Genomic DNA, 24,863 nt, shown 5'->3' with positions numbered 1-24,863 from the left:
GTCCGGTTGCCGGCCGCGCGTCGTACGGAACACGCTCACGGGCCCGCTCCGGCGCCGCCCGGCGGCGACTCCACGCCCACCCGCCGCCGACAACCGGCGGCGGGTGGGGTCAGGTCAGTTCGTCGCCGCCGTCGGCCCGTTCCCGGATCAGTTCGGCCCGCGCCCGGCTGGCCACCTCGCCGCCGTCGGCCGACCGCTCGGCCAGCAACCCGCGCAGGTCGGCGAATGGCCGGTCGGGCGGGGACAGCGGCACCGAGGCGTCCACCACCGCCTCGATCAGGGTGGGCCGGTCGGCGGCGAGCGCCTCGTCCCAGGCCGCGCCGATCATCTCCGGCCGGTCGATGCGCAGCCCGTGCATCCCGAGCAGCCGGGCCCAACCCGCGTACGGGACGTCCGGCAGCCGCTGGGCCTCCGGCGTGGCCGGCTGCCCGGACCCGAGCTGGGTCTGGCTCATCCCGGCCTGGTCGCGGTTGTTCAGCACCAGCACGACGAACCGCGGATCGGCCCAGCCCGCCCACCGGTTCGCCACCGTGACCAGCTCGGCCAGCCCGTTGAGCTGCATCGCCCCGTCCCCGGCGAGCACCACCACCGGGCGGTCCGGCGCGGCCAGCTTCGCCGCCACGCCGTACGGCAGGGCGCAGCCGGTCGAGCCGAAGGTGCTGGACAGGTGGGCCGGCACGCCCGGTGGCAGTTGCACGTGGCGGGCGTACCAGTAGGTCACCGAGCCGACGTCCACCGCGACCGCGCTGTCCCAGGGCAACCGGGGCGACAGCTCGCGCAGCACGTGCTGCGGGTTCATCGGCTGTGCCGGGGCGTCGGCGCGGGCCGTGGCATCGCCCCACCACCGGTCGACGGCGACCTCGATGGTGTCCCGCCACTCCCGGTTCGCCCGCTGCGGCACCCGGTCCAGCAGGGCGCGCAGCGTCTCGGTGGCGTCGCCGACCAGCGGCACGTCGACCGGGTAGCGGTTGGCCAGCCGACGGCCGTCGATATCGATCTGGATCGTGGCCGCCTGACCCGGCATCGGGTAGTAGTCGGTCCACGGGTCGTTCGTGCCGACCAGCAGCAGGGTGTCGCAGCCGCCGAGCAGTTGCGCGCTGGCGGTGCTGCCCAACTCCCCCATCACCCCGGTGTGGAACGGCAGCCGCTCGTCCAGCACCGGCTTGCCGAGCAGCGAGGCGGCGATGCCGGCGCCGACCCGGTCGGCCAGCGCGACGATCTCCTCGGCCGCGCCGTAGCCGCCCTGCCCGACCAGGATCGCGACCCGTCGGCCGGCACCGAGCAGTTGCGCCGCCGCGTTCAGGTCCGCCTCGTGCGGCACCACCCGGGCCGGGGGCAGTCCCGGCGCCATCGACAACACGCCGTCCGCGCGGGGCGGCAGATCGGGTACGGCGGCCGCCTGCAACTGCTGCGGCACGATCACACAGGTCGGACTCCGGGTGGCGACCGCGGTGCGGAACGCCCGGTCGATCAGCGAGGGCACCTGTTCGGCGGTGTCCGCCACCCGGACGAACTCGCACACGTCGCCGAACAGCCGGACCAGCTCGATCTCCCGGTACGCCGCACCGAACGGGCCGTCCAGCTGCTGCCCGACGATCGCCACCACCGGCTTGCCGTCCAGCTTGGCGTCGTACAGGCCGGCGAGCAGGTGGATCGCTCCCGGCCCCTGGGTGGCCAGGCAGACGCCGACCCCGCCGGTGTACTTGGCGTGGCCGGTGGCCATGAATCCGGCCGTCTCCTCGTGTCGCGCCTGGACGAAGGCGGGACGGCCGCCGGCCCGGTGCAGCGCCGCGACGATCGGCTCGATCCCGTCCCCGGAGGCACCGAAGACGCGCGGTACGTGCCACGCCCGCAGCCGCTCGACCAGCAGGTCCGCCACCACCCGGGTCGGCTCAGCCATCGGTGCGCCCCGGCGTGCTGGCGTCGGCGTACCGCAGGATCGCGCCCACCCCGTCGGGCAGCTCCGGCGCCTCGTCCGGCCCGAGCACGGTCAGCCCGGCGTCGGTCCCGACCAGTGCCCGGACCAGCGCCGCGTCGGCCCGTACCGGTTGCGGGTCGGCCACCGACAGGGCGGTGAGCTGCTCCGGACCGATGGCGATCTCGGTCGGCTCCGAGCCGACCCACAGCTGCTCGGTAGAGGACGCGTCGTCGACCAGTAGCAGGTTCTCGACCTGGCCGCGTTGCAGCGCGGTCACCACCGCGTCCAGCCCGTTGCCGATCTGCTCCTGCATGCCGAACCTGTCCAGGGCCGCGTCGGCGTGCGCGGTCGCCACCTCCGCGATGGCCTGTACGGTCACGTCGTCGAGCGCGGCGTTGTCGGTGCCGGCGGCCCGGAAGCCCGCGTCGGTGTGCACTATCCGGTCCTGCCAGCGGGCCGGCAACTGGGCGGCGAGCATCTGCCGGGCCTGCGTGTCTCCGGCCACCACGACAACCTCGGCGCCGACCAGGTCGGCTAGTTCGGCGGTGGCCGCCGCCGCGTCACCGGCGTTGCGCTTCCACGCGGTGAGCGCCGCCCGTTGGAAGTTCCCCTGCGACCAGGCGCCGGGCTTGACCCGGCGGACCGGGAAGGTGTTGCCGCCGCCGACCTCCGCGCGCCGGGCCACCCCGCCGGCACTGACCCCCTCGACACTGGCGCCGGTACGGTCGGCCAGTACGCGTACCCAGGGCACCTGTTCGCCACGCTGGGCGAGCAGCGGCATGGTGTGGGCCAGCGGGCCGTTGGCGGCGATGTCCCTCAGCGGCGGGGCGGACAGGTACTCGGTGAGCACCACCTCCCCGTCGGTGGCGAAGGCGGCGATGCCGTAGTCGCCGGCCATCGGGTCGTGTCCGCGTACCACGCTGTCGAGTGCCGCGACCGTCGCCGGATCGGCCCGCTGCTCGGCCAGCCGCTCCCGCAGGGCGCGCCAGCGCAGGTCCAGTGCGGGCCGGGCGTCCTGGCTGTCGCGTGAGGCATCCAGGTAGACCGAGGCCCAGGGTCCGGGTCGGGCGTAGATCGGGCGCAGGAAGGACAGCTCCATGGTGGTCGACCCCTCTCCAACTCGCCCCTCGCATACCCGCGCCGCCCGGCTTGTCACCTGGCGGCCACCCGCCCCACCCGTTGCCCGTCACGGGGGACGCCGGCGGCGGTACGGGTCGCGGACGCGCGATTCACTCACTTTCCGCCCACCCCCCACTACAGATACAATGCGTGAACCAAAGCGGACTCTCGGTGGTGAAAATGGACAGCGAGCTCTATCCCGAGCGGGTGACGTACCGGCGGGGGCCGATCGTCACCGGCCGGGTCATCCGGTTGCTCGACGGCTATTCACGCGAGATGCGGGTGCAACAGCCCATCGTCGTCGCGGTGCTCGCCACGGCCGGGGTCTTCCGGGTGATGATGCTGCTGCTCGCCTCGCTGCTGCGCGCGGGCGCCGGGGCCGGGGCGCAGCGTCGCTGGAAGGAACTGCGCAAGGGCCCGGAGTTCCTGGTCACGCCGCTGCGGATCCGGGACTCCGAGGGTGTGCTCTGCGAGATGGAGATCCACGGCCACCTGCCGCAGACCGCTATCGAACCGGCCGACCACATCCAGGTGACCATCCGGCCGCAGAAGGATCCGCAGCTCGCACCGAGGGTGGAGCGGATCGTCAACCTGACCACCGCGCAACTGCTCACCCCACGCCCGCCGACCGTCTGGTCGCACCTGGGACCGGCGCTGCTGCTACAGGCAATCGTCGGGCTGCTGCTGATCGGCGCGATCGCCGCCTGCACCGTGGTTGCCGCCTGACCGGTTGCCGACCCACCCGAGCGCCGGTCGGCGAGCCGGCACGTACCGGCGGGGCGCGGGCGGCTCAGGCCACCGGCACCGGGGTCGGGGCCGGTGCGGGGTCGGCCAGCAGGCCCCGGCGGCGGGCCCAGCGCTCGAACCCGAGCGTCGCCAGCGGTGGCACCGCGCAGGCCAGCGCCACCAACGTCACCAGCCAGCTCCACCGGCCCAGGCGACTGACCAGCAGGACCAGCCCGACGTAGGCGACGAACAGGCCGCCGTGGATCGGGCCGAAGATCTGTACGCCGATCTCGTTCCCGGTCGGACCGTACTTGAAGATCATTCCGGTCAGCAGCGCCAGCCAGGAGATCGCCTCCGCGATCGCGGCCACCACGAACAGTTTCTGCGCCGTACGCCGCATCGGCCCTCCTTCGGCTTCCGACCCGTGATCGTACGCGACACCGCGACCGCTCCCCGGCGATACCGCCGATCGGGGCCCACCCGACGGTGCTCGCCCCGATCCTGCCCGTCGACCGACGGGCGGCGTACGGACCGACGGGCGGCGGACGCCGGGTGTGTCAGCACCGCCCGTGCGGGGAACGACGTCGATCGAGGACTTCCCATGCGGCACCGGCCGTGCAAGGTTGGAACAACTCGGAGTAGCTGGATGGTGACCTGATGGGTGAAGAGGTAGGCCCGCGGACGTTCACGCGTGAGGACCGCGCGCGGTACCGGGAGAAGATCCGGCACTGCCTGGACGTCTTCGCCGAGATGCTGCGCGAGGCCCGGTTCGACGTCGAGCGCCCACTGACCGGGATGGAGATCGAACTCAACCTGGTCGACGAGCACTCGCTGCCGGCGATGCGCAACGCCGAGGTGCTCGCCGCGGTCGCCGACCCGCAGTTCCAGACCGAGCTGGGACAGTTCAACGTCGAGATCAACGTGGCGCCGCGCCAGCTCTCCGGAACCGGCACGGCCGACTTCGAAGCCGACGTACGGGCGAGCCTCAACTCGGCGAACCTGAAGGCCCGTACGGTCGACACCCAGCTGGTCATGATCGGCATCCTGCCCACCCTGCGAACCGACCACCTCACCGTCGACGCGCTGTCGGCGAACCCCCGCTACACCCTGCTCAACGAGCAGATCTTCGCCGCCCGGGGGGAGAACCTGCCGATCCGGATCGCCGGGGTGGAGCGGCTGGAGACGACCACCGACACCATCACCCCCGAGGCCGCCTGCACCAGCACCCAGTTCCACGTGCAGGTCAGTCCGGGCCAGTTCGCGGCGTACTGGAACGCCGCCCAGGCGATCGCCGGGATCCAGATCGCGCTCGGCGCCAACGCCCCGTTCCTGTTCGGCCGGGAACTGTGGCGGGAGACCCGGATCCCGCTGTTCGAACAGTCCACCGACACCCGGCCGGAAGAGATCAAAGCCCAGGGCGTACGGCCTCGGGTGTGGTTCGGGGAACGCTGGATCACCTCGGTGTTCGACCTGTTCGAGGAGAACGTCCGCTACTTCCCCGCGCTGCTGCCGATCTGCGACGCCGAGCAGCCGGCGGCCACCCTCGCCCGAGGCGGCATTCCCGCCCTGTCCGAGCTGCGGCTGCACAACGGCACCGTCTACCGCTGGAACCGCCCGGTGTACGACGTGGTCCACGGGCGCCCGCACCTGCGGGTCGAGAACCGGGTGCTGCCGGCCGGACCGACGGTGGTCGACACCATCGCCAACGCCGCCTTCTACTTCGGGCTGGTCCGCAGCCTGGCCGAGTCCGACCGGCCACTCTGGTCGCAGATGTCGTTCAGCGCCGCCGAGGAGAACTTCCACACCTGCGCCCGGCAGGGCATCGCCGCCCAGGTCTACTGGCCCGGTCTGGGCTACCTGCCGGTGACCGAACTGGTGCTGCGCCGGCTGCTGCCGATGGCCCGCGCCGGCCTGGACCGGTGGGGGCTGGCAGCGGCCGAGTCGGAGCGGCTGCTGGGCATCATCGAGCAGCGCTGCCTGACCGGCCGCAACGGGGCGACCTGGCAGGTGGCGACGCTGCACGAGCTCGAACGGGCCGGCGGCCTTGACCGCCCGGCCGCGCTGTGCGAGGTGCTGCGCCGCTACATCCCGCTGATGCACAGCAACCAGCCGGTGCACGAGTGGCCGTACCCCGGCTGAGCCGACCCGGACCGTCCGGACCCCGCCGCCGGCCACTGTGGAGCCGGCCGATGGACGAGCGGTCGGTACGGCGGTGTCATCGGTCACCTTCGGGCCTTTCGGGATGCGAATCCGGCCCGAGTGCCCTTTCCTTGTACGTGGGTCGCGCTCCGCGGTGTGGCGGTGGGACGGCCCACCCCGGCCGGTTCGGCCGCCCTCCCCCTTACTTTCTGCCGGCACCGGCGCCGGCGTGCCCACTCTCGCTCGGATGGAGACGAATGTGACGACCCGACGGGTCGGCGAGCACCTCGCGAACGGTTCCAGCGGTCAGGACCTGCCCTGCCGCCCCAACCCCACCTCCCGCCCGCAGCACGGGCTGCCGACCGCCACCGGCGGTCCGGTCGAGGCCCGGCAGCGGATTCTGATGCTCTCCTGGGAATACCCACCCGTCCTCGTCGGCGGACTCGGCCGACACGTCCACGCCCTCTCCGTCGCCCTCGCCGCCGCCGGCCACGACGTCACCGTCATCACCCGCCACGCCGACAACACCCCCTACGAGGAATACGCCGACGGCGTCCGCATCATCCGCGCCCCCGAAGACCCCGTCACCTTCCCCCTCGCCACCGACTCCCTCCTCGCCTGGACCATGGCCTTCAACCACACCCTCACCCGCGCCGCCCTCCGCGCCAACAACACCAGCACCGGCTACGACGTCATCCACGCCCACGACTGGCTCGTCGCCCACACCGCCATCAACCTCAAAGAACACCTCGACATCCCCCTCGTCACCACCATCCACGCCACCGAAGCCGGCCGACACCAAGGCTGGCTCCCCGGCGACATGAACCGCTCCATCCACTCCATGGAATGGTGGCTCAGCCACGAATCCGACCGCGTCATCACCTGCTCCGGCTACATGCGCGACCAGGTCAACAACCTCTTCAACCTCCCCACCACCCAAATCGACGTCGTACCCAACGGGGTGGAGACGCACCGCTGGCAGGCCAGTGCCGCCGCCGTCGCCGCCGCCCGCAAGCGCTTCGCCGGGGACGGACCGCTGGTCACCTTCGCCGGCCGGCTGGTCTACGAGAAGGGCGTCCAGCACCTCATCGCCGGGCTGCCCCGGCTGCGCCGGGAACACCCCGGACTGCGCCTGGTGATCGCCGGCGACGGACCGTACCGGGGTGAGCTGGAGGCCGACATCGACCGGTACGGGGTACGGGGCGCGGTCACCATGCCGGGCTTCCTCGGTGGTTCCGACCTGCCGGCGATGATGGCCGCGTCGGACTGTTTCGCGGTGCCGAGCATCTACGAACCGTTCGGCATGGTGGCGCTGGAGGGTGCCGCGGCCGGTGCCCCGCTGGCGGTCGCCGCCACCGGTGGGCTGGCCGAGATCGTCCAAACCGGGGTGACCGGGATGACCTTCGAGCCGAAGGACCCGGACGCGCTCGCGGACGCCGTACACGCCCTGCTGGTCGACAGTGACCGGGCACGGCAACTGGCCCGCCGGGCCCGCCGGATGGTGGCCGACGACTACGGCTGGGCGTCGATCGCCCAGCGCACCTCGGCGACGTACGCCACGGCGATCGGCCGGGCCGCCGAGTTCACCACCGAGCAGGCGGCGCACCGGATGGCGCACGGCCGCCCGGTGCTGGACATCCCGGCGGGGAACCTGCTCGCCGCCGTCGGCGCCCGCTGACCGACAAACGAGCCCGTACGACTCCGGCCGCCGACGCCCTCGGGCATCGGCGGCCGGTGGTGTCTCGGCTCGTAAGTCGTACCGGTGGTGCCGTTCAGCGCTGGTCGACCGGGAGAAACGCCCGCTCGCCGGCACCGGTGTAGAGCTGCCGAGGGCGGCCGATCTTGGTCTCCGGGTCGGAGATCATCTCGCGCCACTGGGCGATCCAGCCGGGCAGCCGGCCGAGTGCGAAGAGCACGGTGAACATCTTCGTCGGGAACCCCATGGCCTTGTAGATCAGGCCGGTGTAGAAGTCCACGTTCGGGTAGAGCCGGCGGGACACGAAGAAGTCGTCGGCGAGCGCGATCTCCTCCAGTTGCAGGGCGAGGTCGAGCAGCGGGTCCGGCTTGTTCATCCGGGCCAGTACGTCCTGCGCGGCCTTCTTGACGATGGCCGCCCTCGGGTCGTAGTTCTTGTAGACCCGGTGGCCGAAGCCCATCAGCTTGACGCCCTGCTCCTTGGCCTTGACCCGGCGCACGAAGGCGTTGACGTCCCCGCCGTCGGCGCGGATGCCCTCAAGCATCTCCAGGACCGCCTGGTTCGCGCCGCCGTGCAGGGGCCCGAAGAGCGCGTTCACCCCGGCCGAAACCGAGGCGAACAGGTTGGCCTGGCTGGAGCCGACCAGCCGGACGGTGGAGGTGGAGCAGTTCTGCTCGTGGTCGGCGTGCAGCACGAACAGCATGTCGAGCACGCGGGCGACCACCGGGTCGACCTCGTACTCCTCGGCCGGTACGCCGAACGTCAGGCGCAGGAAGTTCTCCACGTACCCGAGCGAGTTGTCCGGATAGAGCTGCGCCTGGCCGATCGACTTCTTGTACGCGTACGACGCGATCGTCGGCACCTTGGCCATCAGGCGCACGGTGGAGATCTCGACGTGCTCGGGATCGAACGGGTCCAGGCTGTCCTGGTAGAAGGTCGAGATGGCACTCACCGCCGAGGAGAGCACCGCCATCGGGTGCGCGTCGCGCGGGAACCCGTCGAAGAAGCGCCGCATCTCTTCGTGGAGCAGCGAGTGCCGGCGGATCCACTCGCTGAACTCGGTGAGCTGCTGGGCGGTCGGCAGCTCGCCGTAGATCAGCAGGTAGGAGACCTCCAGGAACGAGGCCTTCTCCGCCAACTGGTCGATGGGGTACCCGCGGTAGCGGAGAATCCCAGCGTCCCCGTCGATGTAGGTGATCTCCGAGGAGCAGGCGGCGGTGTTGACGAAACCAGGGTCGTAGGTGACGTACCCGGTCTCGCCCAACAGCTTGCCGACGCCGATCCCGGACGGGCCCTCGACAGCGGGCCGCACCGGCATAGACAGTTGCCCGCCGGGGTGGTCGAGCTTGACATCCGTCATGTGGTTCCTCGCTTCGGCGGCAAAATCTTCGTTGAATTGCCTCTGTTCCTACGGTAATCGTGGCGCGGAACCAACACCTGGCCATGGTCGAGGGGTGAGGGATGCGTCACCCGTCACCCCACTTGCGAAACTGTCACCGGTGAATGTCGACCGCGTCACAGGTGTAACCGATGTAACGTCTGCCCGTCACTGACCAGGAACAACTCCAGTCGGTTCGCTCCGGGGACGAACAGCGACTCATCGCTCAACAGGGCACCGAAGCGACGACCGCGCTTGTCCGGGTCGACCACCGGGACAACCGCCCCGATCCGACCGTTGACCGCTACCGCGATCCGGGCACCGGTACGGACCGAGGCCGGGACGGTGCCGCAGACCAGCGCCGGCAACCGGCCGCCGGCCGGGTCGACATCGTCGAAGGCGGCCCGGTCGGTCACGCTGACCCCGGTACGGTCGTCGCTGACCGACAGCTCAGCGACCCGACGGCCGACCAGTTCCGGTGACGGGGGCGCGCGCAGTGCCGGCCGGGCCGCGCCGCTGATCACGTCGGCGAAGGTGTCGCCGGGAAGTAGCAGGGGAAACGTCGGCTGGTCGTGGAACCGCTTCTCCGACCGTTCCCGGCGGGCACCCGGCGCGACCAGGCCCTCCACCGGCCACGGGACCTCCACCCCGGCCCGGTCGGCGATGGTCGGCAGCAGGTCGACGTGCTCCCAGTTGCGGTCGTCGACCCGACCGTCGCGCTGCCCCGGTTCCTTGACGAACAGCGGCACCCAGGCCACCTCGCCGGGGGACCGGTCGATCGCCGCCCGGCCCCGGCCCTGCACGCCGGGGGTGAAGCTGAGGCCGTGGTCGGCGGTCACCACCACCAGGGCGTCGTCGTACAGACCGGTTTCCCGCAGGGTACGTAGCGTCTCGCCGATCAACCGGTCGGTGTAGCCGAGTTGCAGCAGGTGGCGCTCGCGGGCGAGTTCGACCCAGCCGTCACCGTCGTTGGGTACGCCCGGTGGTGAGTCGTACCGGATCCCGGACGGCAGGTAGCTCCACGGCGTGTGCGGCATCAGCAGGTGCAGGAAGTGCAGGGTGGGCTTGTCGGCGGGACGCAGGTCGGCGAGGAACCGGGTGAACCGGGCCGGCTGGTTGGCGTCCAGCGCGCCCCACCCGAACCTCGGGTCGGTCGGCCCCGGCTGCTCCTCCTGCTCCTCGATCTGCGCCTCCTGCCGGGTGGCCTCCCGGTACGACGACTCCGGGTCGTCCGGCACGTCGACCGGCAGGGCGATCTGGCGGAGCAGTCCGGCGCTCTCCCGCAGCAGCTCCGGCAGGCCGCCGCTGGCCGGTGCCGTGCGCTCGGCACACAGGCTGGGCGGACAGAGCTGGCTGATGCTCTCCTGCACCCTCAGGTCGTACGTCCCGCCCAGCGCCGTGAACAGGTTGTCCGGGTACTGCGAGTAGTGCGGGGCGCGGGCCGACGACGGGTAGCGGCCGGTGAGCATCGCCGGCAACGCGTACGGGGTCCAGCCGCTCACCCCGGTGGCGTTGCGGTACCAGGTCGATCCGCCGGCCAGCGCGGCGAAGTTCGGGAACCGCGACGCGTCGACCCGGCCGTCGTCGCCGAGCAGCGAGACCAGCGGCAGCTCGTCCAGGACGAGTATCACCACCGGTGGATGACTGGCCGCACCGTTGGCGGCGCCGGGGCCCGAGCCCCGCCCGGCCGGCAGCACGACCGCCGAGGCCGGTGAGGCGAAGACGAAGAGCAGGACGAACACCAGTGGCCCGACCGAGGCGATCCGCAGCAGCTGGCCGGCGGCCCGCCAGCGCCGGTGGGCGTACGCGCCGACGGTGCCGACCAGCAGCGAGACCAGCACCAGGGTCGGTCCACGCCACGGCAGCAGGTGCTTGCCGACCTGGATCGCGAGCGCGGCGAGCAGCAGCCCGACCGAGACCGTGTGCACGGCGGCCCGGACCGCCGGCCCGACCGGCCGGGTGAACGCGCCGACCGCCCAGACCAGCAGCGGCAGCGGGACGGTGAAGGCGGCCACCAGCAGCAGGACCTCGACCGGTCCGGCGCCGTAGAACAGGAAGAAGTCGGGGCTGCGCCCGGTGACGTCGAGCAGCGGTTGGGTGACGACCAGCCCGCAGAGCGCCACGATCTCCAGCAGCGCTGCCAGCTCGGCCCGCCACCAGCGGGACAGCCGACCCCGGGGCGGTACGTCGGGCGGGGCCGGCGAGTCAGCCACGCGGCACCCCGACGTAGAGCGTACGGGTGCCCGAGGGCAGTTCCTCCCGTGCGGTGATCTCGCACCGTCCGGCCAGCAGTCGCTCGAACTCCTCCCGGCGGTAGTCGGGGAACGTGCCGGCCGGCTTGTTGGCCAGCAGCCGCCGGGCCATCGGATCCTCCGGGTGCACGAACTCGGCCACCAGCCGACCGCGCCGGCCGGCGGTGGCCAGGAAACCGACCAGCCAGTCGACGACCCCGGTCAGCGGCACGTTGCGACCGATCGCCAGGTGGTGAATCACGGCGAGCGCGAGCACCGCGTCGGCGTCGGCCCGGTCGGCGAAGGAGGCCCGCTCGACCCCGCCCCAGCCGCCGCCGGGCGACGGGTCTGCCAGGTCGAGCACGAGCGGCAGGATCCGCCGCTCGCCGTCGGCGCGCAGCCGCCGGTAGAGCTGCTCGGCCACGGCCGGGTCGCTCTCCACGGCCACCACGTACGCGGCGTGCCGGGCGGCGAGTCGGGAGTAGTCCCCGTCGTTCGCGCCCAGGTCGAGGACGAGTCGGGGGGCGGTCCCGGCCAGCGCCACGTCCACGAACCGCGCCTTGCGTTCCCGATCCGCCTCGGAGTAGGCACAGGTCCGGCGGTACTGCTGCCAGTGGCTCGCCGGTGGCTGCCAGTCCAGCCGCCGGACCAGCTTCTCGACCGCCCGTACGCCGGTCAGCACCAGGTCCCGGGAGAAGCCGGCGTCGCGCAGTTCCTCCCGGACCGTCCCGGTGCTCGCGTCGGCGTGCCGGGCCTGCATGGCGTCGTGCAGGTGCACGTGCTTGAAGACGCCGGCGGAGAACCGGCGGGTGCCGCCGAAGAGGCGGCGCATCTGGCCCGGTTCGACGCCGTCGATCCGGGAGCGCAGCCAGGGCTGGAAGTCCAGGCCGAGATGGGCCTGCATCATCAGTGGGTAGAGCATCGTCTGGCAGAACTGCCGGTAGCCGGGCCAGGGTTCGCCGTCACGCGCCGGTTCGAAGGAGCCGACGTCGATGAAGACCGGCGTGGCACCGCGCCATTGCAGGTTGTACGCCGATCCGTCCTTGGTGCTGAAGCCGGCGCCCAGGGCGGTGGTGAGGATCTCCAGGTGCAGCAGTGCGGCGTCCCGCAGCATGCCGAACGACCACTCGTAGGGGTGGGAGACGAACGGGATCCGCTCGTGTCGCAGCACCGTGTCCCAGCGGCTGTCGTCCGGGATCGTCAGCGTGTCCCGGTCGACCGGTTCGGTGCCGCAGACCTTGCCGGCGGCGAGCAGCGGTGGGAAGAAGTCGCTGGCGGCCAGCGCGTGCCAGTCCTCGGTGGCCCGGCGGTCGAGCCCGCGCAGCACCTGTCCGTCGAGGTGGAAGATCCGGTTGCCGGGGTCGCGGAACGAGCCCGGCTCCGCGCGGGCGCCGGTCTCCGGCGCGGAAAGTGGTGGCGAGGACATGCGTCGACCGGTTCCCGCCCTCAGTCCTTGTCGGCCGACTGCCGGCGCAACCGGCCGACCAGTCGGCGCCAGTACAGCCTGGCCGCGACCGCGACCCCGGCGGCGCCGCCGATCACCGCCTGCACGATGAGACTGCCGGATCCCGCATCCAGATAGGCCAGGTCCATCTCGGCCGCCCCTTTCCTCTCGTCCCGCCTGGTGAGACATCGAACGGCCGCGTGGGTCCGCCGCTGCGACGACGCCGTCCTCCGCGTCGGCGGGTCGCGCGCAGCGACCACCGCCGGCAGCCCGCCGCCCACCCGGGCGTCAGATGTCGTTAATCACACGGTACGCCCGAGATTGCCCGCTCGCATACGCACTGCGGAGCTGGTGCCCGGTGTCCGTTTCGGTCCCCCGAACGGGTGTCCGATTCGTTCAAGACGACCGCCGGCCAGCGCCCCTATGGTGGGCCGATGACACCCGTTCTTGACGTGATTTCCCTGGTCGTTGCCGATATGGGTCGATCCCTGACCTTCTACCGCCGGCTCGGGCTGGACATCCCGGCCGATGCCGAGGGCGAGCCGCACGTGGAGGCGCCGCTGCCCGGTGGGCTGCGCCTGGCCTGGGACAGCGCTGAGATGACCGCCTCGATCGACCCGAGCTGGACCCCACCCACCGGCAACGGTCGAATCACCCTGGCCTTCCGCTGCGACAACCCCGCCGACGTCGACGCGACGTACGCGAACATGACCGACGCCGGCCACACCGGCCATCTCAAACCCTGGGACGCTTTCTGGGGCCAGCGCTACGCCACCCTGCTCGACCCCGACAACAACGGCGTGGACCTCTTCGCCCCGCTCGACTAACGCCGAAGTTGTCGCAACGGCGCGGCTCGGGGCTCACCTCAACCAACGCCGCCGGGCCGGCCCACGGCCGGACCTCCCCGACGCTGCCCGACGCTGCCTGACGCGAGCGCGCCGATCTTGCACTTGTGGTCGTGGATAAACCCGGACGAGTGTCCTAACTCGGGCACCACAAGTGCAAGATCGGCGAGAGGAGTGGTGGGGCGGGGGGCGGGGTGGGGGGCGGGGCGGGGGGCGGGGGGGGCGGGGGTGGGGGAGTTAGGGGGTGGTGGTTAGGAGGGTGCGGGGTGGGAGGCCGGTGAGGGCTCGGATCTCGCGGGACAGGTGCGGCTGGTCGGCGTAGCCGGTCCGCGCGGCGGCGTCGGCGGCCGGCACCCCGGTTCGGAGCAGGGACAGGGCCCGCTGCATTCGCAGGATCCGGGCCAGCGTCTTGGGCCCGTAACCGAACAGGGCCAGGCTGCGCCGGTGGAGTTGACGGGGGCCGAGGCCGAGATCGGCGGCGGCGCGAGCCACCTCCCCGCCGGCATCGAGCCGGGCCACCAGCGGACGGGCGACCGGGTCGGGGCCACCGGCCTCGCCGAGCCGGGCGGCGGCGACCGACTCCAGCAGGCGTTCGGGTCGGTCCGCGTACGCGGCGCGCTCGTCGAGTTCACGGGTACGCCCCTCGGACCAGAGTGCGGTGAGCGGAACCCGCCGGTCGCGCAGCTCGTACGCGGGCAGACCGAACACCGCCGGCCCGGTGCCCGGCGGGAACCGCAGCCCGACGTACCGCTCCCCCGGCGAGGCGGTCCCGACCTGGGCGGTGGTGTCCGGCCCCGCCACCAGCAGCCCGTGCCGCTGCGACCAGATCAGGTCCATGCAACCGTCCGGCAGGATCCGGACCGGGGTCGTCCACGACGGTGACGTGCTCCACCACAGCACGGCCCCGCGCACCCGCGCGGACGGCACCTCCCGGTACATGCGCCCAGCCTGCCAGTAGGAGCCCGCCGCCGAGGTAGCCCAGCGCCCAGCACCCGCCGTCGGTGTCGTGCCCGGGCCACCGAGACCGGCGGATGGCCCGAAATCCGCCGCTTGTGCTGGTAGGTGCGTGTTCCGGCACCGAGGTGGTCAAGGAAGCCGACACTACCCAGCGTTACGCAGTGTCAGCCTGACAGCTATGACACGTTTCGCCGCGGGCAAGATAGAGGCCTTCGTCGGGCCGCCCGAACTCGGCGCCGCCGACGATCTCGAACAGGTCATCGTCAGCTTCATCGCCGGCGCCAAGACCTCACTCGACGTTGCCGTACAGGAACTCGACTCGGAGCCGATCGCACAGGCACTGTTGGACGCCAGGTTCCGCGGCGTCGACATCCGGATCGTGCTCGAACAGGACTATCTCCGTACGGCGAAGGTGCCCCGGGTGGCGACGCGGACCGGCGAATCGGCGCAGGCCGCCCAACGACGGGTCCAGTGGGCGGCCGAACCCGGCGGCCGGAGCCTGGAACCCAACCGCAAGATCATGGCGGCGCTGCTGCGCTGCGCCGTCGACGTGAAGGCCGACTACAACCCGGCGATCTTCCACCAGAAGTTCATCGTCCGCGACTACCGGAAACGGGCCGTCGCCACCTCGGCCGTGCTGTCCGGCTCGGCGAACTTCACCAGCACCGACTGCCACCGCAACCTCAACCACGTGGTGACCTTCCACGACGCGCGGATCTGCCAGGAGTACGCGGGCGAGTTCGCGCAACTGCGGGCCGGGCTGTTCGGGCGCGGGGCGCACGGGCCGGTGCCCCGCGCGTACAACCTCGGCGGGATACCGGTGAAGGTGCTGTTCGCACCGGACCACACCCCCGAGCTGGAGATCATGAAGCAGATGCTGAAGGCCACCGCCCGGGTGGACTTCGCGGTGTTCACCTTCGCCGGCTCGTCCGGGCTGGACGACGCCATGATCGCGCTGGCCGCCGGCGGCCGAACGGTCACCGGCGCGGTGGACCCCGGTCAGGGGGCGCAGCGCTGGGCCGCGACCCACGACCTGAACCGGGCCCAGATCGCGATCTACGCCCCGGTCAGGTCACCCGCGTTCGGCAAGCTGCACCACAAGCTGATGACGATCGACGACAGTACGGTGATCGCCGGCTCGTTCAACTACACCGCCCCGGCGAACCTCTACAACGACGAGAACATCTTCGTCCTCGGCAGCCCGTACCCGGATCTGCCCAGCCGCGAGGGCGGGCCGGTCGACGTCGACCGGTGTGCCGAGCTGACCGGCTTCTTCCGGGCCGAGATCCAGCGGATCATCGACGCCGGCGAACGCTTCGTCGGCGCCGGCTGACCCGCCACGCTCGCCGAGCCGAGCCCGGGTGATGCCGGCCCCGACGTCACGCCGGCCCGTGTTCCCGCCAGGTGTGCGCGGGCCGGTAGCCGAGGATCCGGCGCGCCTTGTCGATCGACATCAGGGTCTCGTTGCCGACGAGTTCGCGGGTCAGCGGGACGTCCGGGAAGACCTCCGCGGCCAGCTCGGCACTGGGTCGACTCATCACCGTGTCGGCGTTGGCGATCACGAAGACGTCCACCCCGGTTCCCCGGTGCTCCAGCGCGAGACGGACCGCCTGGGCGCCGTCGCGGCAGTCGATGTACGACCACAGGTTCCACCGGCGCAGGGCGGGGTCGGCGTCGAAGGCCGGGAAGTCGGCGTAGTCGGCCGGCTCCATCACGTTGGAGAACCGCAGGCCGATCATCTTCAGGTCCGGCTGCCACCGGCAGAGCTGCCCGGCAAGCTCCTCCTCCAGGTGCTTGACCAGCGCGTAGTTGCTCTCCGGTCGGGCCGGGTAGCCCTCGTCGATCGGAATGTACGGCGGCGGCGTGTCGAACGGCAGCCCGAGCAGGGTCTCGCTGGAGGCCCAGACGATGTTCCGGATGCCGACCGCGCGGGCGGCGGTGAAGACGTTGTACGTGGCGGCGATGTTGTGATGGAAGGTCGCCGAGTTGGTACGCAGACCCGGCGCGGGAACCGCCGCGAGGTGCACCACCGCGTCCACCCCGCCGTGCCGGTCGTCGATCGCGCTGAGCGCCTCGATCGTCTGGCCGTAGTCGGTCAGGTCCACCCTCGTGTACGGGCACCGGGGCGCGGCGGGCGGCGCCGCGTCGAGGTTGACCACCCGGTAGTCGTGGCCGAGCAGGTCGTCGACGACGGCCCGGCCGAGCTTGCCGCTGCCGCCGGTGACCGCGACCCGGGTCACCACTGCCGTCCACCCGCGCTGGAGATCATGGAGTCAATCTAGTCAACCGGCCGCCGGGGATCGCTCCCCGGCGGCCGATTGACCCGTGTCACGTACGGGTGGTGCGCAGACTCAGAAGCCGAGCGCGGAGCGTCCGCCGACCACGGGGATACGCAGTTCACTGTCGTGCGGCGCGACCCGCAGGCGGGTGCCGCCCAGCGGCAGCAGGGTGTACTCCTGGTCGCTGGAGAAGACCACCACGCCGATCCGGTGCCCGGCGGCGAAGATGTAGTCCTTCGGTTCCAGGGTCCACCGGAAGTCGTACAGCTTGCCCTGCTTGATCTTCTCGGTGCGGTCGACGTCCTTGCGGTTCTGCGGGTCGGTCCACCCTCGGGTGACCACGACGGGCGCGGCGGTCGAGCCGGCCGGACCGTAGTCGACCAGGTAGGTGGTCAGGTTGGCGTCGGGCTTGTTGTCGATCGCCATCCGCAGTCGCATCTCCGGTCGGCCGGAGAGCCGGACGTCCCGGTCGAGCACCGGCGAGGTGTAGACCAGCCGGTTCGGGTTGGCGGTGTCCGGCTGGGCGACCAGTTGGTTCGGTGTGATCGTCCGTCCCTCGTCGACGAAGCCCTGTTCGACCCTGGTCTTCGGCGGCTTGCCGCTGGTCAGGGTGCCGGGCGCGGTCGCGGTGGTGGCGGCGAGGCGCAGGTCGACCTCGCGGGCGCCGGGGTCGGGCCAGTTGGCGTACGTGGTGTAGGCGCGGTTCTCCCGCTGCACCACCGCGGTCGGCTCGTCCATGATGCCGTTGGGCACCCGCCACAACCAGAAGTCGAACCAGCGGTTCTCGGTCTGCTTGTAGGTCCACGACCTACCGTCCGGCAGCGGTACGGTGGCGCCGCTACCGGGACCGCCGTGCCCGCCCTGGTGCAGCCAGATCTTGCGCGGTACGTCGTGCCGGGCGAGCTGGTCCCACCAGCCGGCGAAGTTCTCGGTCTTGACGTTCCAGTCGTTGAGTCCGTGTACGACGAAGACGCTGGCCTTCACGTCCCGCGCGCCGTCGAGGTAGTCGCGCTCGGCCCAGAACCGGTTGTAGTCGCCGCTGACCCGGTCCTGCTCGCGGGTGATCTCGGCGATCTCGTCGGCGCAGGTTCCCTCGGCCCGTGCCTGCCCACCGGTGTACTGGGCCAGGATGTCGGCGTCCTCACCCTGGTACGTGCCCGGCGCGACGACCAGACCGTTGGCCCGGTAGTAGTTGTACCAGCTGCTGATCGCCGAGACCGGGATGATCGTCTTGAGGCCCTTGACCCCGGTGGTGGCGACCTGGTTGGGCAGGCTTCCGTTGTAGGAGACCCCGGTCATGCCGACCGAGCCGGTGGTCCAGCCGGCGGTGACCGGCGTCCCGTTGGCGTCGAATCCCCTGGCCCGGCCGTTGAGCCAGTCGATGACCGCCTTGGTGCCGAGCGTCTCGGCCGAGTCGCCGCTGGTCGGGCAGCCGTCCGAGTCGCCGGTGCCGACGCTCTGGCCGAGCACGACGGCGTAGCCGCGCGGCACGTAGTAGTCGTCGAGCGAGCCGGGCAGGTTGGCCTTGGCGACCGCGCGCCGGGTGTCGCCGTCACCGGCTGATCGGGCGCCGTTGCGGCCGGTCAGGCCGTTCTGCGGCAGCTCGTCCACCAGCACGCTCGGGTACGGCACGTCGCCCCAGGTGCCCTTGCGGTACGGGCTGTGCTCGAAGATCACCGGCACCTTGAAGCCGCTGGTGGCGGTCTCGGCGGGACGGGAGATGTCGATGGCGACCCGGTCGAGGCGACCGTCGTGATCGGTGTCCAGCGGCGTCTGGACGTACACCCGCTCCTCGATCGCGTCGGCGAGGGAGAAGACCGGCTGGGTCATCCCGTCGACGACCACGATGGACGGTGGCGGGGTGGTGGTGCCGGCCGAGGCGGGCACCACGGGTGCGGTCAGCACCAGCGTGCCGGTCAGGGTGGCGGTGAGCAGTACCAGGCGACGGGGTCGACGCATGGGCAGTTCCCTTCGATCGGGCTCGTGGCCGGAACCGGGCAGGGGGGCGGATCGAGACAGTTCCATCGGCCACACATGCTAGGCGCGTCGACGCCGGTAGTCGATCAATAGCCGAGGGCCCCCTCCCGGTTGGGAAGGGGCCCTCGGCGACAACGGGACCGGGCGGCGAGGCCGGGCGGGGCGGGCTCCCCGTCGGCCGCACCGCCCGGCGTACGCTCCGGCTCGGTCAGCCGCCGGGGTTCGACGGTGCCGGGGCCGGCGGCTGGTTCGCCGACGGCGAACCGCTGGGCGCGGGTGCGCCGGCGGCCGCCGGCGGCGCCGCGGCCGGCTTCAGATCCTGCGGTACGGGCAACGCGCTGCCCTTGACGTACTCGTTCCAGTCCATGTTCCAGGCGGTCCAACCGTTGCCGTCCTCCAGTTGGACCTCGGTCCCGCGCACCGTGACCAGGTCACCGACCTGGGTGGTCTTCATCAGGAAGGCCGCGTCGGCGGGCGAGACGTTGGTGCAGCCGTGCGAGGTGTTCGTGCTGCCCTGGGCGTATTCCGACCATGGCGCCGAGTGGATGAACTCGCCACCCCAGGTCAGCCGCTGGGCGTCCTGGACGGTGACCACGTACGGGTCGGCCGAGCCGGTGGTGTCGAAGACCGTCTGCTCGTGCTTCTCCATGATCACCATCTTGCCGCTCGACGTCGGTGTGCTCGGCTTGCCGAGGCTGACCGGGATCTTGCGGACCAGTTTGTCGTCCTTGAACACCGACATCTGCTTCTTGCCGTTGTCGATGTCCAGGGTCACCTTCTCGCCGATCTTCGCGGTGGCGGTCCGGTCGGCGTCCCCGAAGCCCTCCTTGCCCATCGGCACCCCGCCGAGCATGGCCTTGACGCTGATCGTCGTACCCGGCTTCCAGAAGTCGGGCGCCCGGTAGTAGACCTGCTGGCCGTCCTCGGTCCAGTGCCAGGCACCGGGCTGGGCCGGAGTGGTCGTCACGAAGAGTCGTCGCTGTACGTCGGCCCGCTGCTCCTTGGGCACTCCCGGGTCGAAGTCGACCGTTACCGGCATAGCCACCCCGTACGTCCGTTTGTCCTGGAAATAAAGGGTGGAGAAGATTTCCTTGGCCGGCTTGTCCATGGTGGTGAAGTTGGTCGTCTGGGTCACCTTTTTGCCCACATCGTTGGTTGCGGTGACCTGCGCCGTATAGCGCTGTTTGTTCTTCAGTGCTTTATCCGGCAGCCAGGACGAACCGTCCGGGCGCAACGAGCCGGTGACCTTCCCACCCTTGTCGTCGGTGAGCGTTACCTCGGTTACCTTCCCGCCGGTGACGGTCAGGCCGACCTCGGTGCTGATCGGGAGGTCCTTCGCATTCGCCGCAGGACTCACGGCCAACTGCGGCGGCGCCGCCTCGGACTTACCCTCCTTCTTGTCCTGATTGCTGGTGCACCCCACCAGGGCCAGTGAAGCGGTAGCGACCATCGCCACCAGAATTGTGGCCCGTCGCCTCTTATTCATGATCCCCACCCCATTCCGCTAGCATCTCGCCACATTGTGTAACGAGAGTCGCGGGCACCGTGTCGGTTCGGAACAGAAGAATCGGAACGCGCAACGCGCATTCGGATTGATGCCGGACAGAGCGCGATTACCCGGTCCGGCGGCGAATAGACCAGTCGGATCCGGGTATGTCGGCGCCGGGGGAGACACCGGGCCCGGTGATCGGGCACGATGGGCCTGTGACGGACGCGGTGATCTTTGACCTGGACGGCGTGATCGTGGACTCCGAACCGGTGTGGGAGGAGGTCCGCCGGCGCTACGTCGCCGATCACGGCGGGCAGTGGCAGCCGGACAGCCAGCGCCGGCTGATGGGGATGAGCACCGGCGAGTGGGCCCGCTACCTCAGCACCGAGCTCGGCGTCGACCGGTCGCCGGAGCAGGTCGCCACCGAGGTGGTGGACGAGATGGCCCGGCGCTACCTCGATCACGTACCGCTGATCGACGGTGCCGACGAGGTGGTCCGCCGGCTCGCCGCGAGCTGGCCGATGGGGCTGGCCAGTTCGTCGCCGGCCCGGCTGATCGAGGCGGCGCTGCGGGCCACCGGGCTCACCGACGCGTTCACGGTGACGCTCTCCACCGAACAGGTGCCGAGGGGCAAGCCGGCACCGGACGTGTACCTGCGGGTGGCGCAGCGACTGGGCTTCGACCCCGCCCGCTGCGTCGCGATCGAGGACTCCTCCAACGGCATCCGGTCGGCCAGCGCGGCGGGTACCCGGGTGGTGGCCGTACCGCACGCGGCGTACCCGATCGACCCGGACGCCGAGCGGCTCGCCACGCTGGTCGTGCCGACCATCCGCGACCTGACCGACCAGGCCGTACGCGACGCGGCGCCGGGTGCCGGAGCGAGCGACGGTTAAGCCCGATCGAGCCCCCGTCGCCGACAAACCGGATAATCTGCGCGTATCCGGAGGAACGGGCGGGAGGCGTGGTCGGCATGCCCGAGGTGACAGAGCGGTCGTCGGTCACGTTGGCCGTCAACGGCGAGCAGCAGCGCCTCCGACTGGACAACCGGACCACCCTGCTCGACGCGCTGCGTGAGCAGTTGGGGCTGATCGGGGCGAAGAAGGGCTGCGACCACGGCCAGTGCGGCTCGTGCACCGTGCTGCTCGACGGCCGCCGGGTGAAGAGCTGCCTGATCTTCGCGGTGGCGGTGTCCGGCTCGGCGGTGGTGAGCGTGGAGGGCCTGGCCGATCGCGGCAACCTGCGGCCACTGCAACAGTGCTTCGTCGACCACGACGCCTTCCAGTGCGGCTACTGCACCTCCGGCCAGCTCTGCTCGGCCACCGGCATGCTCGACGAGGTCCGCCGGGGCTGGCCCAGCGTGGTGACCGAGGACGTCGCCGCCGCCGGACCGGTCCGGCTCACCGACGAGGAGATCCGCGAACGGATGAGCGGCAACCTGTGCCGCTGCGCGGCGTACCCGCAGATCGTGGCGGCGATCCGGGCGACCGCCACGGCGGAGGTGACCCGGTGAGGACGTTCCGCTACCACCGGGCCACCGACCCGGCCGAGGCCGTACGGCTGGTGGCCGGCGAGCCCGAAGCGGCCTACCTGGGCGGCGGTACGAACCTGGTCGACCAGATGAAACTGAGCGTGCAACGCCCCCGGCTGCTGGTCGACGTGACCCGGTTGCCGCTGGGCTCGGTCGAGCCCCTGCCCGACGGCGCGCTGCGGATCGGAGCGACCGTACGCAACAGCGACCTGGCCGCCCATCCGGTGGTCCGGCGCGACTTCCCGGTGCTGACCCGGGCCCTGCTCGCGGCCGCCTCCGGTCAACTGCGCAACATGGCCACCGTCGGCGGCAACCTGCTGCAACGGACCCGGTGCGTCTACTTCCAGGACGTCGGCAAACCGTGCAACAAGCGGGAACCCGGCGCCGGCTGCTCCGCGCTCGACGGCCAGAACCGGGACCTGGCCATCCTCGGCTGGTCACCGTCGTGCGTGGCGACCCATCCCTCGGACATGGCGGTGGCCCTGGCCGCACTGGACGCACGGGTCGAGGTGCTGGAGCCGGACGGCGCCCGGGAGATCCCGCTGACCGAGTTCCACCGGCTGCCCGGCGACCGACCCGACCGGGAGACCACCATGGCACCCGGAGGTCTGGTCACCGGCGTACGGATTCCGGCCCTGCCGTACGCCCGGCGGTCGACCTACCGCAAGGCGCGCGACCGGGCCTCGTTCGCCTTCGCGGTCGGCTCGGTGGCGGCCGTGCTCGACCTGGACGGGGACCTCGTCCGCGACGTCCGGATCGCGTACGGGGCGGTGGCGCACCGACCCTGGCGGGCCCGGCTGGCCGAGGAGGCGCTGCGCGGGCGACCGGCCACGGTGGAGAGCTTCGGCCTGGCCGCCGACGAGGAGTTGGCCGCCGCCCGACCGTTGCCGCACAACGGCTTCAAGGTGCCGCTGATCCGCAACCTGACCGTGCGTACGCTCGCCGACCTGGCCGAGACGGCCCCCCGGTGACCGCGCCGACCGGTGCCGTCGGCCAACCGCACACCCGACTGGAGGGCCGGGAGAAGGTCACCGGCACGGCCAGGTACGCGGTCGAGTACCCGGTCGACGGCGTCGTCTACGCCTGGCCGGTGCAGGCCAGCGTGGTACGGGCCGGGATCACCCGGCTCGACGCGGACGAGGCGCTGGCCACGCCCGGTGTGCTGGCCGTGCTCTGGTACGCCAACGCGCCCCGGCTGCACGCGGAGTCCGACGTCGACCTGTTCCTGTTGCAGCGCCCCGAGGTGCACTTCCGGGGCCAGGTGGTGGCGCTGGTGGTGGCCGAGACGCTGGAAACGGCCCGGGAGGCGGCCGGTCGGGTCCGGCTCGACTACGACACCCTGCCGCACAGCACGGTGCTGACCGAGACTCATCCGGGCCTGTACAGACCCGGCCACGTCAACCCGGCCTACCCCACCGACACCTTCGTCGGCGACTTCGAGGCCGGTTTCGAGGCCGCCGAGGTACGCGTCGACCACACCTACCGGACCCCGGCGTACCACAACAATCCGATGGAGCCGCACGCCGCCACCGCACAGTGGCGGGACGGGGAGCTGGTGCTGCACGACTCCAACCAGGGCTCGACGCCGGTCGTCGGGACGCTGGCCGCCCTGTTCGACGTGCCGCCGGGATCGGTGCGGGTGATCAGCCGGCACGTCGGCGGCGGCTTCGGCTCGAAGGGCACGCCGCGCTGCCAGTCGGTGCTGGCCGCGATGGCCGCCCGCGCGGTCGACCGGCCGGTACGGCTGGCGCTCACCCGACAGCAGCAGTTCTCCCTGGTCGGCTACCGCACCCCGACCATCCAGCGGATCCGGCTCGGCGCCGACGCGGACGGCCGGCTCGCCGCCATCGCCCACGACGCGATCAGCCAGACGTCGACGACAACCGAGTTCGCCGAGCAGACCGCCGTCTACACCCGGGGCATGTACGCCGCCCCGCACCGGCGTACCAGTCACCGGATCACCCGGTTGGACGTACCGACGCCGTCGTGGATGCGGGCGCCGGGCGAGTGCCCCGGCTCGTTCGCGCTGGAGTCGGCGATGGACGAGTTGGCGGTCGCCTGCGGGGTGGACCCGGTGGAGCTGCGGATCCGCAACGACGCCGTGGTCGATCCCGAGGACGGTCGCCCGTACAGCAGTCGCAACCTGGTCGCCTGCCTGCGCGAGGGGGCGCGGCGGTTCGGCTGGGCGGACCGGGATCCGACCGTCGGAGCCGACCGTCGGGGCCGGTGGCTGCACGGCAGCGGTGTGGCGGGCAGCAGCTATCCGGCCCGCGCCGGTGCCTCGTCGGCCTCGGCCCAGGCCAACCCGGACGGCACCTACCTGGTCCGGACCAACGCCGCCGACATCGGCACCGGAGCCCGTACGGCGCTCTGGCAGGTGGCCGTCGACGCGCTCGGTGCGCCGGCCGACCGGGTCCGGGTCCAGATCGGCGACAGTCGACTGCCCTGGGCGCCGGTGGCCGGCGGCTCGACCGGCATGGCATCGTGGAGTTGGGCGGTGGTCAAGGCGTGCCGGGAGCTGCGGGAACGGCTCGGCGACCGGACCCCCACCGAGGAGGTACGGGTCGAGGCGAACACCACCCCGGAGACCGGTGCCCTGACTGCCGACCCGTCGTACGCGCGCTACGCCTTCGGCGCCCACTTCGTGCAGGTACGGGTCGACGTGGACAGTGGCGAGATCCGGGTGGGCCGGATGCTCGGCGTGTTCGGCGTCGGGCGGGTGGTCAACCCCACCACCACCCGGTCCCAGCTGATCGGCGGCATGACCATGGGCATCTCGATGGCGCTGCACGAGGAGGGGCTGCTCGACCCCCGCTTCGGCGACTGGGTCAACCACGACCTGGCGACCTACCACATCACGTCGAACGCGGACGTGGAGCGGATCGAGGCGCACTGGGTCGAGGAGGACGATCCGCATCTCGGCCCGCTCGGCATCAAGGGCGTCGGGGAGATCGGCATCGTCGGTTCGGCCGCCGCCGTCACGAACGCGGTCTACCACGCGACCGGCGTACGGGTCCGGGAGCTGCCGGTCCGGCTGGACAAGCTGCTGGCCGGGGTCACCGCTCTCGCTGGTTAGCGACCCGCCGGGGTCCATCGTGGACCGTCGCGATGTCGATCACGGCATCGATGACCGCCGG

20 protein-coding genes are annotated in these 24,863 nt (G+C 71.5%); 9 read left to right on the top strand and 11 right to left on the bottom strand.

What is annotated here, in order from left to right; translation table 11 throughout:
• Window positions 1–109 precede the first annotated feature (109 nt).
• Both OG792_RS14025 and OG792_RS14020 read right to left on the bottom strand, forming a co-directional pair.
• Window positions 110–1,900 carry a thiamine pyrophosphate-requiring protein gene (locus OG792_RS14025; protein WP_329109965.1) on the bottom strand — a complete coding sequence of 597 codons (1,791 nt, stop codon included), beginning with the start codon at window positions 1,898–1,900 and terminating at the stop codon, window positions 110–112.
• Window positions 1,893–3,017, bottom strand: coding sequence for a baeRF2 domain-containing protein (locus tag OG792_RS14020; protein WP_329109964.1), 1,125 nt, complete (start codon window positions 3,015–3,017; stop codon window positions 1,893–1,895). The genes OG792_RS14025 and OG792_RS14020 overlap by 8 nt, the downstream gene beginning before the upstream one ends.
• Window positions 3,018–3,208: 191 nt before the next feature.
• Here OG792_RS14020 and OG792_RS14015 point away from each other — a divergent pair, with 191 nt between their 5' ends.
• The gene (locus tag OG792_RS14015) at window positions 3,209–3,763 is read left to right on the top strand and encodes a hypothetical protein (protein WP_329111258.1); all 555 of its coding nucleotides are present in this window, start codon (window positions 3,209–3,211) and stop codon (window positions 3,761–3,763) included.
• 64 nt (window positions 3,764–3,827) lie between these two features.
• Here the strand turns inward: OG792_RS14015 and OG792_RS14010 are convergent, their stop codons facing one another.
• Window positions 3,828–4,163 (bottom strand): DUF3817 domain-containing protein, encoded by a 336-nt coding sequence (locus tag OG792_RS14010; RefSeq protein WP_329109963.1) that lies wholly within the window; start codon window positions 4,161–4,163, stop codon window positions 3,828–3,830.
• Window positions 4,164–4,420: 257 nt separating this feature from the next.
• On the opposite strand from OG792_RS14010, the gene OG792_RS14005 reads away from it, so the two are divergent.
• Both OG792_RS14005 and OG792_RS14000 read left to right on the top strand, forming a co-directional pair.
• On the top strand, window positions 4,421–5,902 hold the full coding sequence (locus tag OG792_RS14005; protein ID WP_329109962.1) for a glutamate--cysteine ligase: 1,482 nt from the start codon (window positions 4,421–4,423) through the stop codon (window positions 5,900–5,902).
• Window positions 5,903–6,161: 259 nt separating this feature from the next.
• Window positions 6,162–7,580 (top strand): glycosyltransferase family 4 protein, encoded by a 1,419-nt coding sequence (locus OG792_RS14000; protein ID WP_442932469.1) that lies wholly within the window; start codon window positions 6,162–6,164, stop codon window positions 7,578–7,580.
• 94 nt (window positions 7,581–7,674) lie between these two features.
• Here the strand turns inward: OG792_RS14000 and OG792_RS13995 are convergent, their stop codons facing one another.
• The 4 genes from OG792_RS13995 to OG792_RS13980 all read right to left on the bottom strand — a co-directional run bounded on the left by OG792_RS13995 (window position 7,675) and on the right by OG792_RS13980 (window position 12,800).
• The gene (locus OG792_RS13995) at window positions 7,675–8,958 is read right to left on the bottom strand and encodes a citrate synthase (RefSeq protein ID WP_329109961.1); all 1,284 of its coding nucleotides are present in this window, start codon (window positions 8,956–8,958) and stop codon (window positions 7,675–7,677) included.
• A 155-nt stretch (window positions 8,959–9,113) separates the two neighbouring features.
• A complete protein-coding gene (locus OG792_RS13990) occupies window positions 9,114–11,189 on the bottom strand; it encodes a sulfatase-like hydrolase/transferase (RefSeq protein WP_329109959.1) in 2,076 nt (691 codons plus the stop codon).
• Complete coding sequence (locus tag OG792_RS13985) at window positions 11,182–12,633, bottom strand: methyltransferase (RefSeq protein WP_329109958.1); 1,452 nt, start codon at window positions 12,631–12,633, stop codon at window positions 11,182–11,184. Before OG792_RS13985 ends, OG792_RS13990 begins: the two co-directional genes overlap by 8 nt.
• 20 nt (window positions 12,634–12,653) lie before the next feature.
• The gene (locus OG792_RS13980) at window positions 12,654–12,800 is read right to left on the bottom strand and encodes a hypothetical protein (protein ID WP_329109957.1); all 147 of its coding nucleotides are present in this window, start codon (window positions 12,798–12,800) and stop codon (window positions 12,654–12,656) included.
• A gap of 285 nt (window positions 12,801–13,085) precedes the next feature.
• Between OG792_RS13980 and OG792_RS13975 the strand changes: the two genes are divergently transcribed.
• Complete coding sequence (locus tag OG792_RS13975; protein WP_329109956.1) at window positions 13,086–13,478, top strand: VOC family protein; 393 nt, start codon at window positions 13,086–13,088, stop codon at window positions 13,476–13,478.
• 255 nt (window positions 13,479–13,733) lie between these two features.
• Here OG792_RS13975 and OG792_RS13970 read toward each other — a convergent pair whose 3' ends face one another.
• Complete coding sequence (locus tag OG792_RS13970; protein WP_329109955.1) at window positions 13,734–14,435, bottom strand: AraC family transcriptional regulator; 702 nt, start codon at window positions 14,433–14,435, stop codon at window positions 13,734–13,736.
• A 196-nt stretch (window positions 14,436–14,631) separates the two neighbouring features.
• Here OG792_RS13970 and OG792_RS13965 point away from each other — a divergent pair, with 196 nt between their 5' ends.
• Window positions 14,632–15,786, top strand: coding sequence for a phospholipase D-like domain-containing protein (locus OG792_RS13965; RefSeq protein WP_329109953.1), 1,155 nt, complete (start codon window positions 14,632–14,634; stop codon window positions 15,784–15,786).
• A gap of 46 nt (window positions 15,787–15,832) precedes the next feature.
• Here the strand turns inward: OG792_RS13965 and OG792_RS13960 are convergent, their stop codons facing one another.
• The 3 genes from OG792_RS13960 to OG792_RS13950 form a co-directional block, all read right to left on the bottom strand.
• On the bottom strand, window positions 15,833–16,693 hold the full coding sequence (locus OG792_RS13960; RefSeq protein WP_329109952.1) for an NAD-dependent epimerase/dehydratase family protein: 861 nt from the start codon (window positions 16,691–16,693) through the stop codon (window positions 15,833–15,835).
• Window positions 16,694–16,804: 111 nt separating this feature from the next.
• Window positions 16,805–18,691: a Xaa-Pro dipeptidyl-peptidase gene (locus OG792_RS13955; protein WP_329109950.1), complete on the bottom strand. Its 1,887-nt coding sequence runs from the start codon at window positions 18,689–18,691 to the stop codon at window positions 16,805–16,807.
• 226 nt (window positions 18,692–18,917) lie between these two features.
• On the bottom strand, window positions 18,918–20,195 hold the full coding sequence (locus OG792_RS13950) for a L,D-transpeptidase (protein WP_329109948.1): 1,278 nt from the start codon (window positions 20,193–20,195) through the stop codon (window positions 18,918–18,920).
• Between the two features lie 218 nt (window positions 20,196–20,413).
• On the opposite strand from OG792_RS13950, the gene OG792_RS13945 reads away from it, so the two are divergent.
• From OG792_RS13945 to OG792_RS13930, 4 genes are all read left to right on the top strand, one after another.
• Window positions 20,414–21,091: an HAD family hydrolase gene (locus OG792_RS13945; protein WP_329109947.1), complete on the top strand. Its 678-nt coding sequence runs from the start codon at window positions 20,414–20,416 to the stop codon at window positions 21,089–21,091.
• 77 nt (window positions 21,092–21,168) lie between these two features.
• Window positions 21,169–21,708 carry a 2Fe-2S iron-sulfur cluster-binding protein gene (locus OG792_RS13940; protein WP_329109945.1) on the top strand — a complete coding sequence of 180 codons (540 nt, stop codon included), beginning with the start codon at window positions 21,169–21,171 and terminating at the stop codon, window positions 21,706–21,708.
• A complete protein-coding gene (locus OG792_RS13935) occupies window positions 21,705–22,697 on the top strand; it encodes an FAD binding domain-containing protein (RefSeq protein WP_329109944.1) in 993 nt (330 codons plus the stop codon). The genes OG792_RS13940 and OG792_RS13935 overlap by 4 nt, the downstream gene beginning before the upstream one ends.
• On the top strand, window positions 22,694–24,802 hold the full coding sequence (locus OG792_RS13930) for a xanthine dehydrogenase family protein molybdopterin-binding subunit (protein WP_329109943.1): 2,109 nt from the start codon (window positions 22,694–22,696) through the stop codon (window positions 24,800–24,802). Before OG792_RS13935 ends, OG792_RS13930 begins: the two co-directional genes overlap by 4 nt.
• Window positions 24,803–24,863 lie beyond the last annotated feature (61 nt).

This window comes from Micromonospora sp. NBC_01699, from assembly GCF_036250065.1.
Lineage (GTDB): Bacteria > Actinomycetota > Actinomycetes > Mycobacteriales > Micromonosporaceae > Micromonospora_G.
The sequence above is the reverse complement of the archived record's forward strand: the minus strand, read 5'-3'. Positions and strand labels throughout refer to the sequence as shown.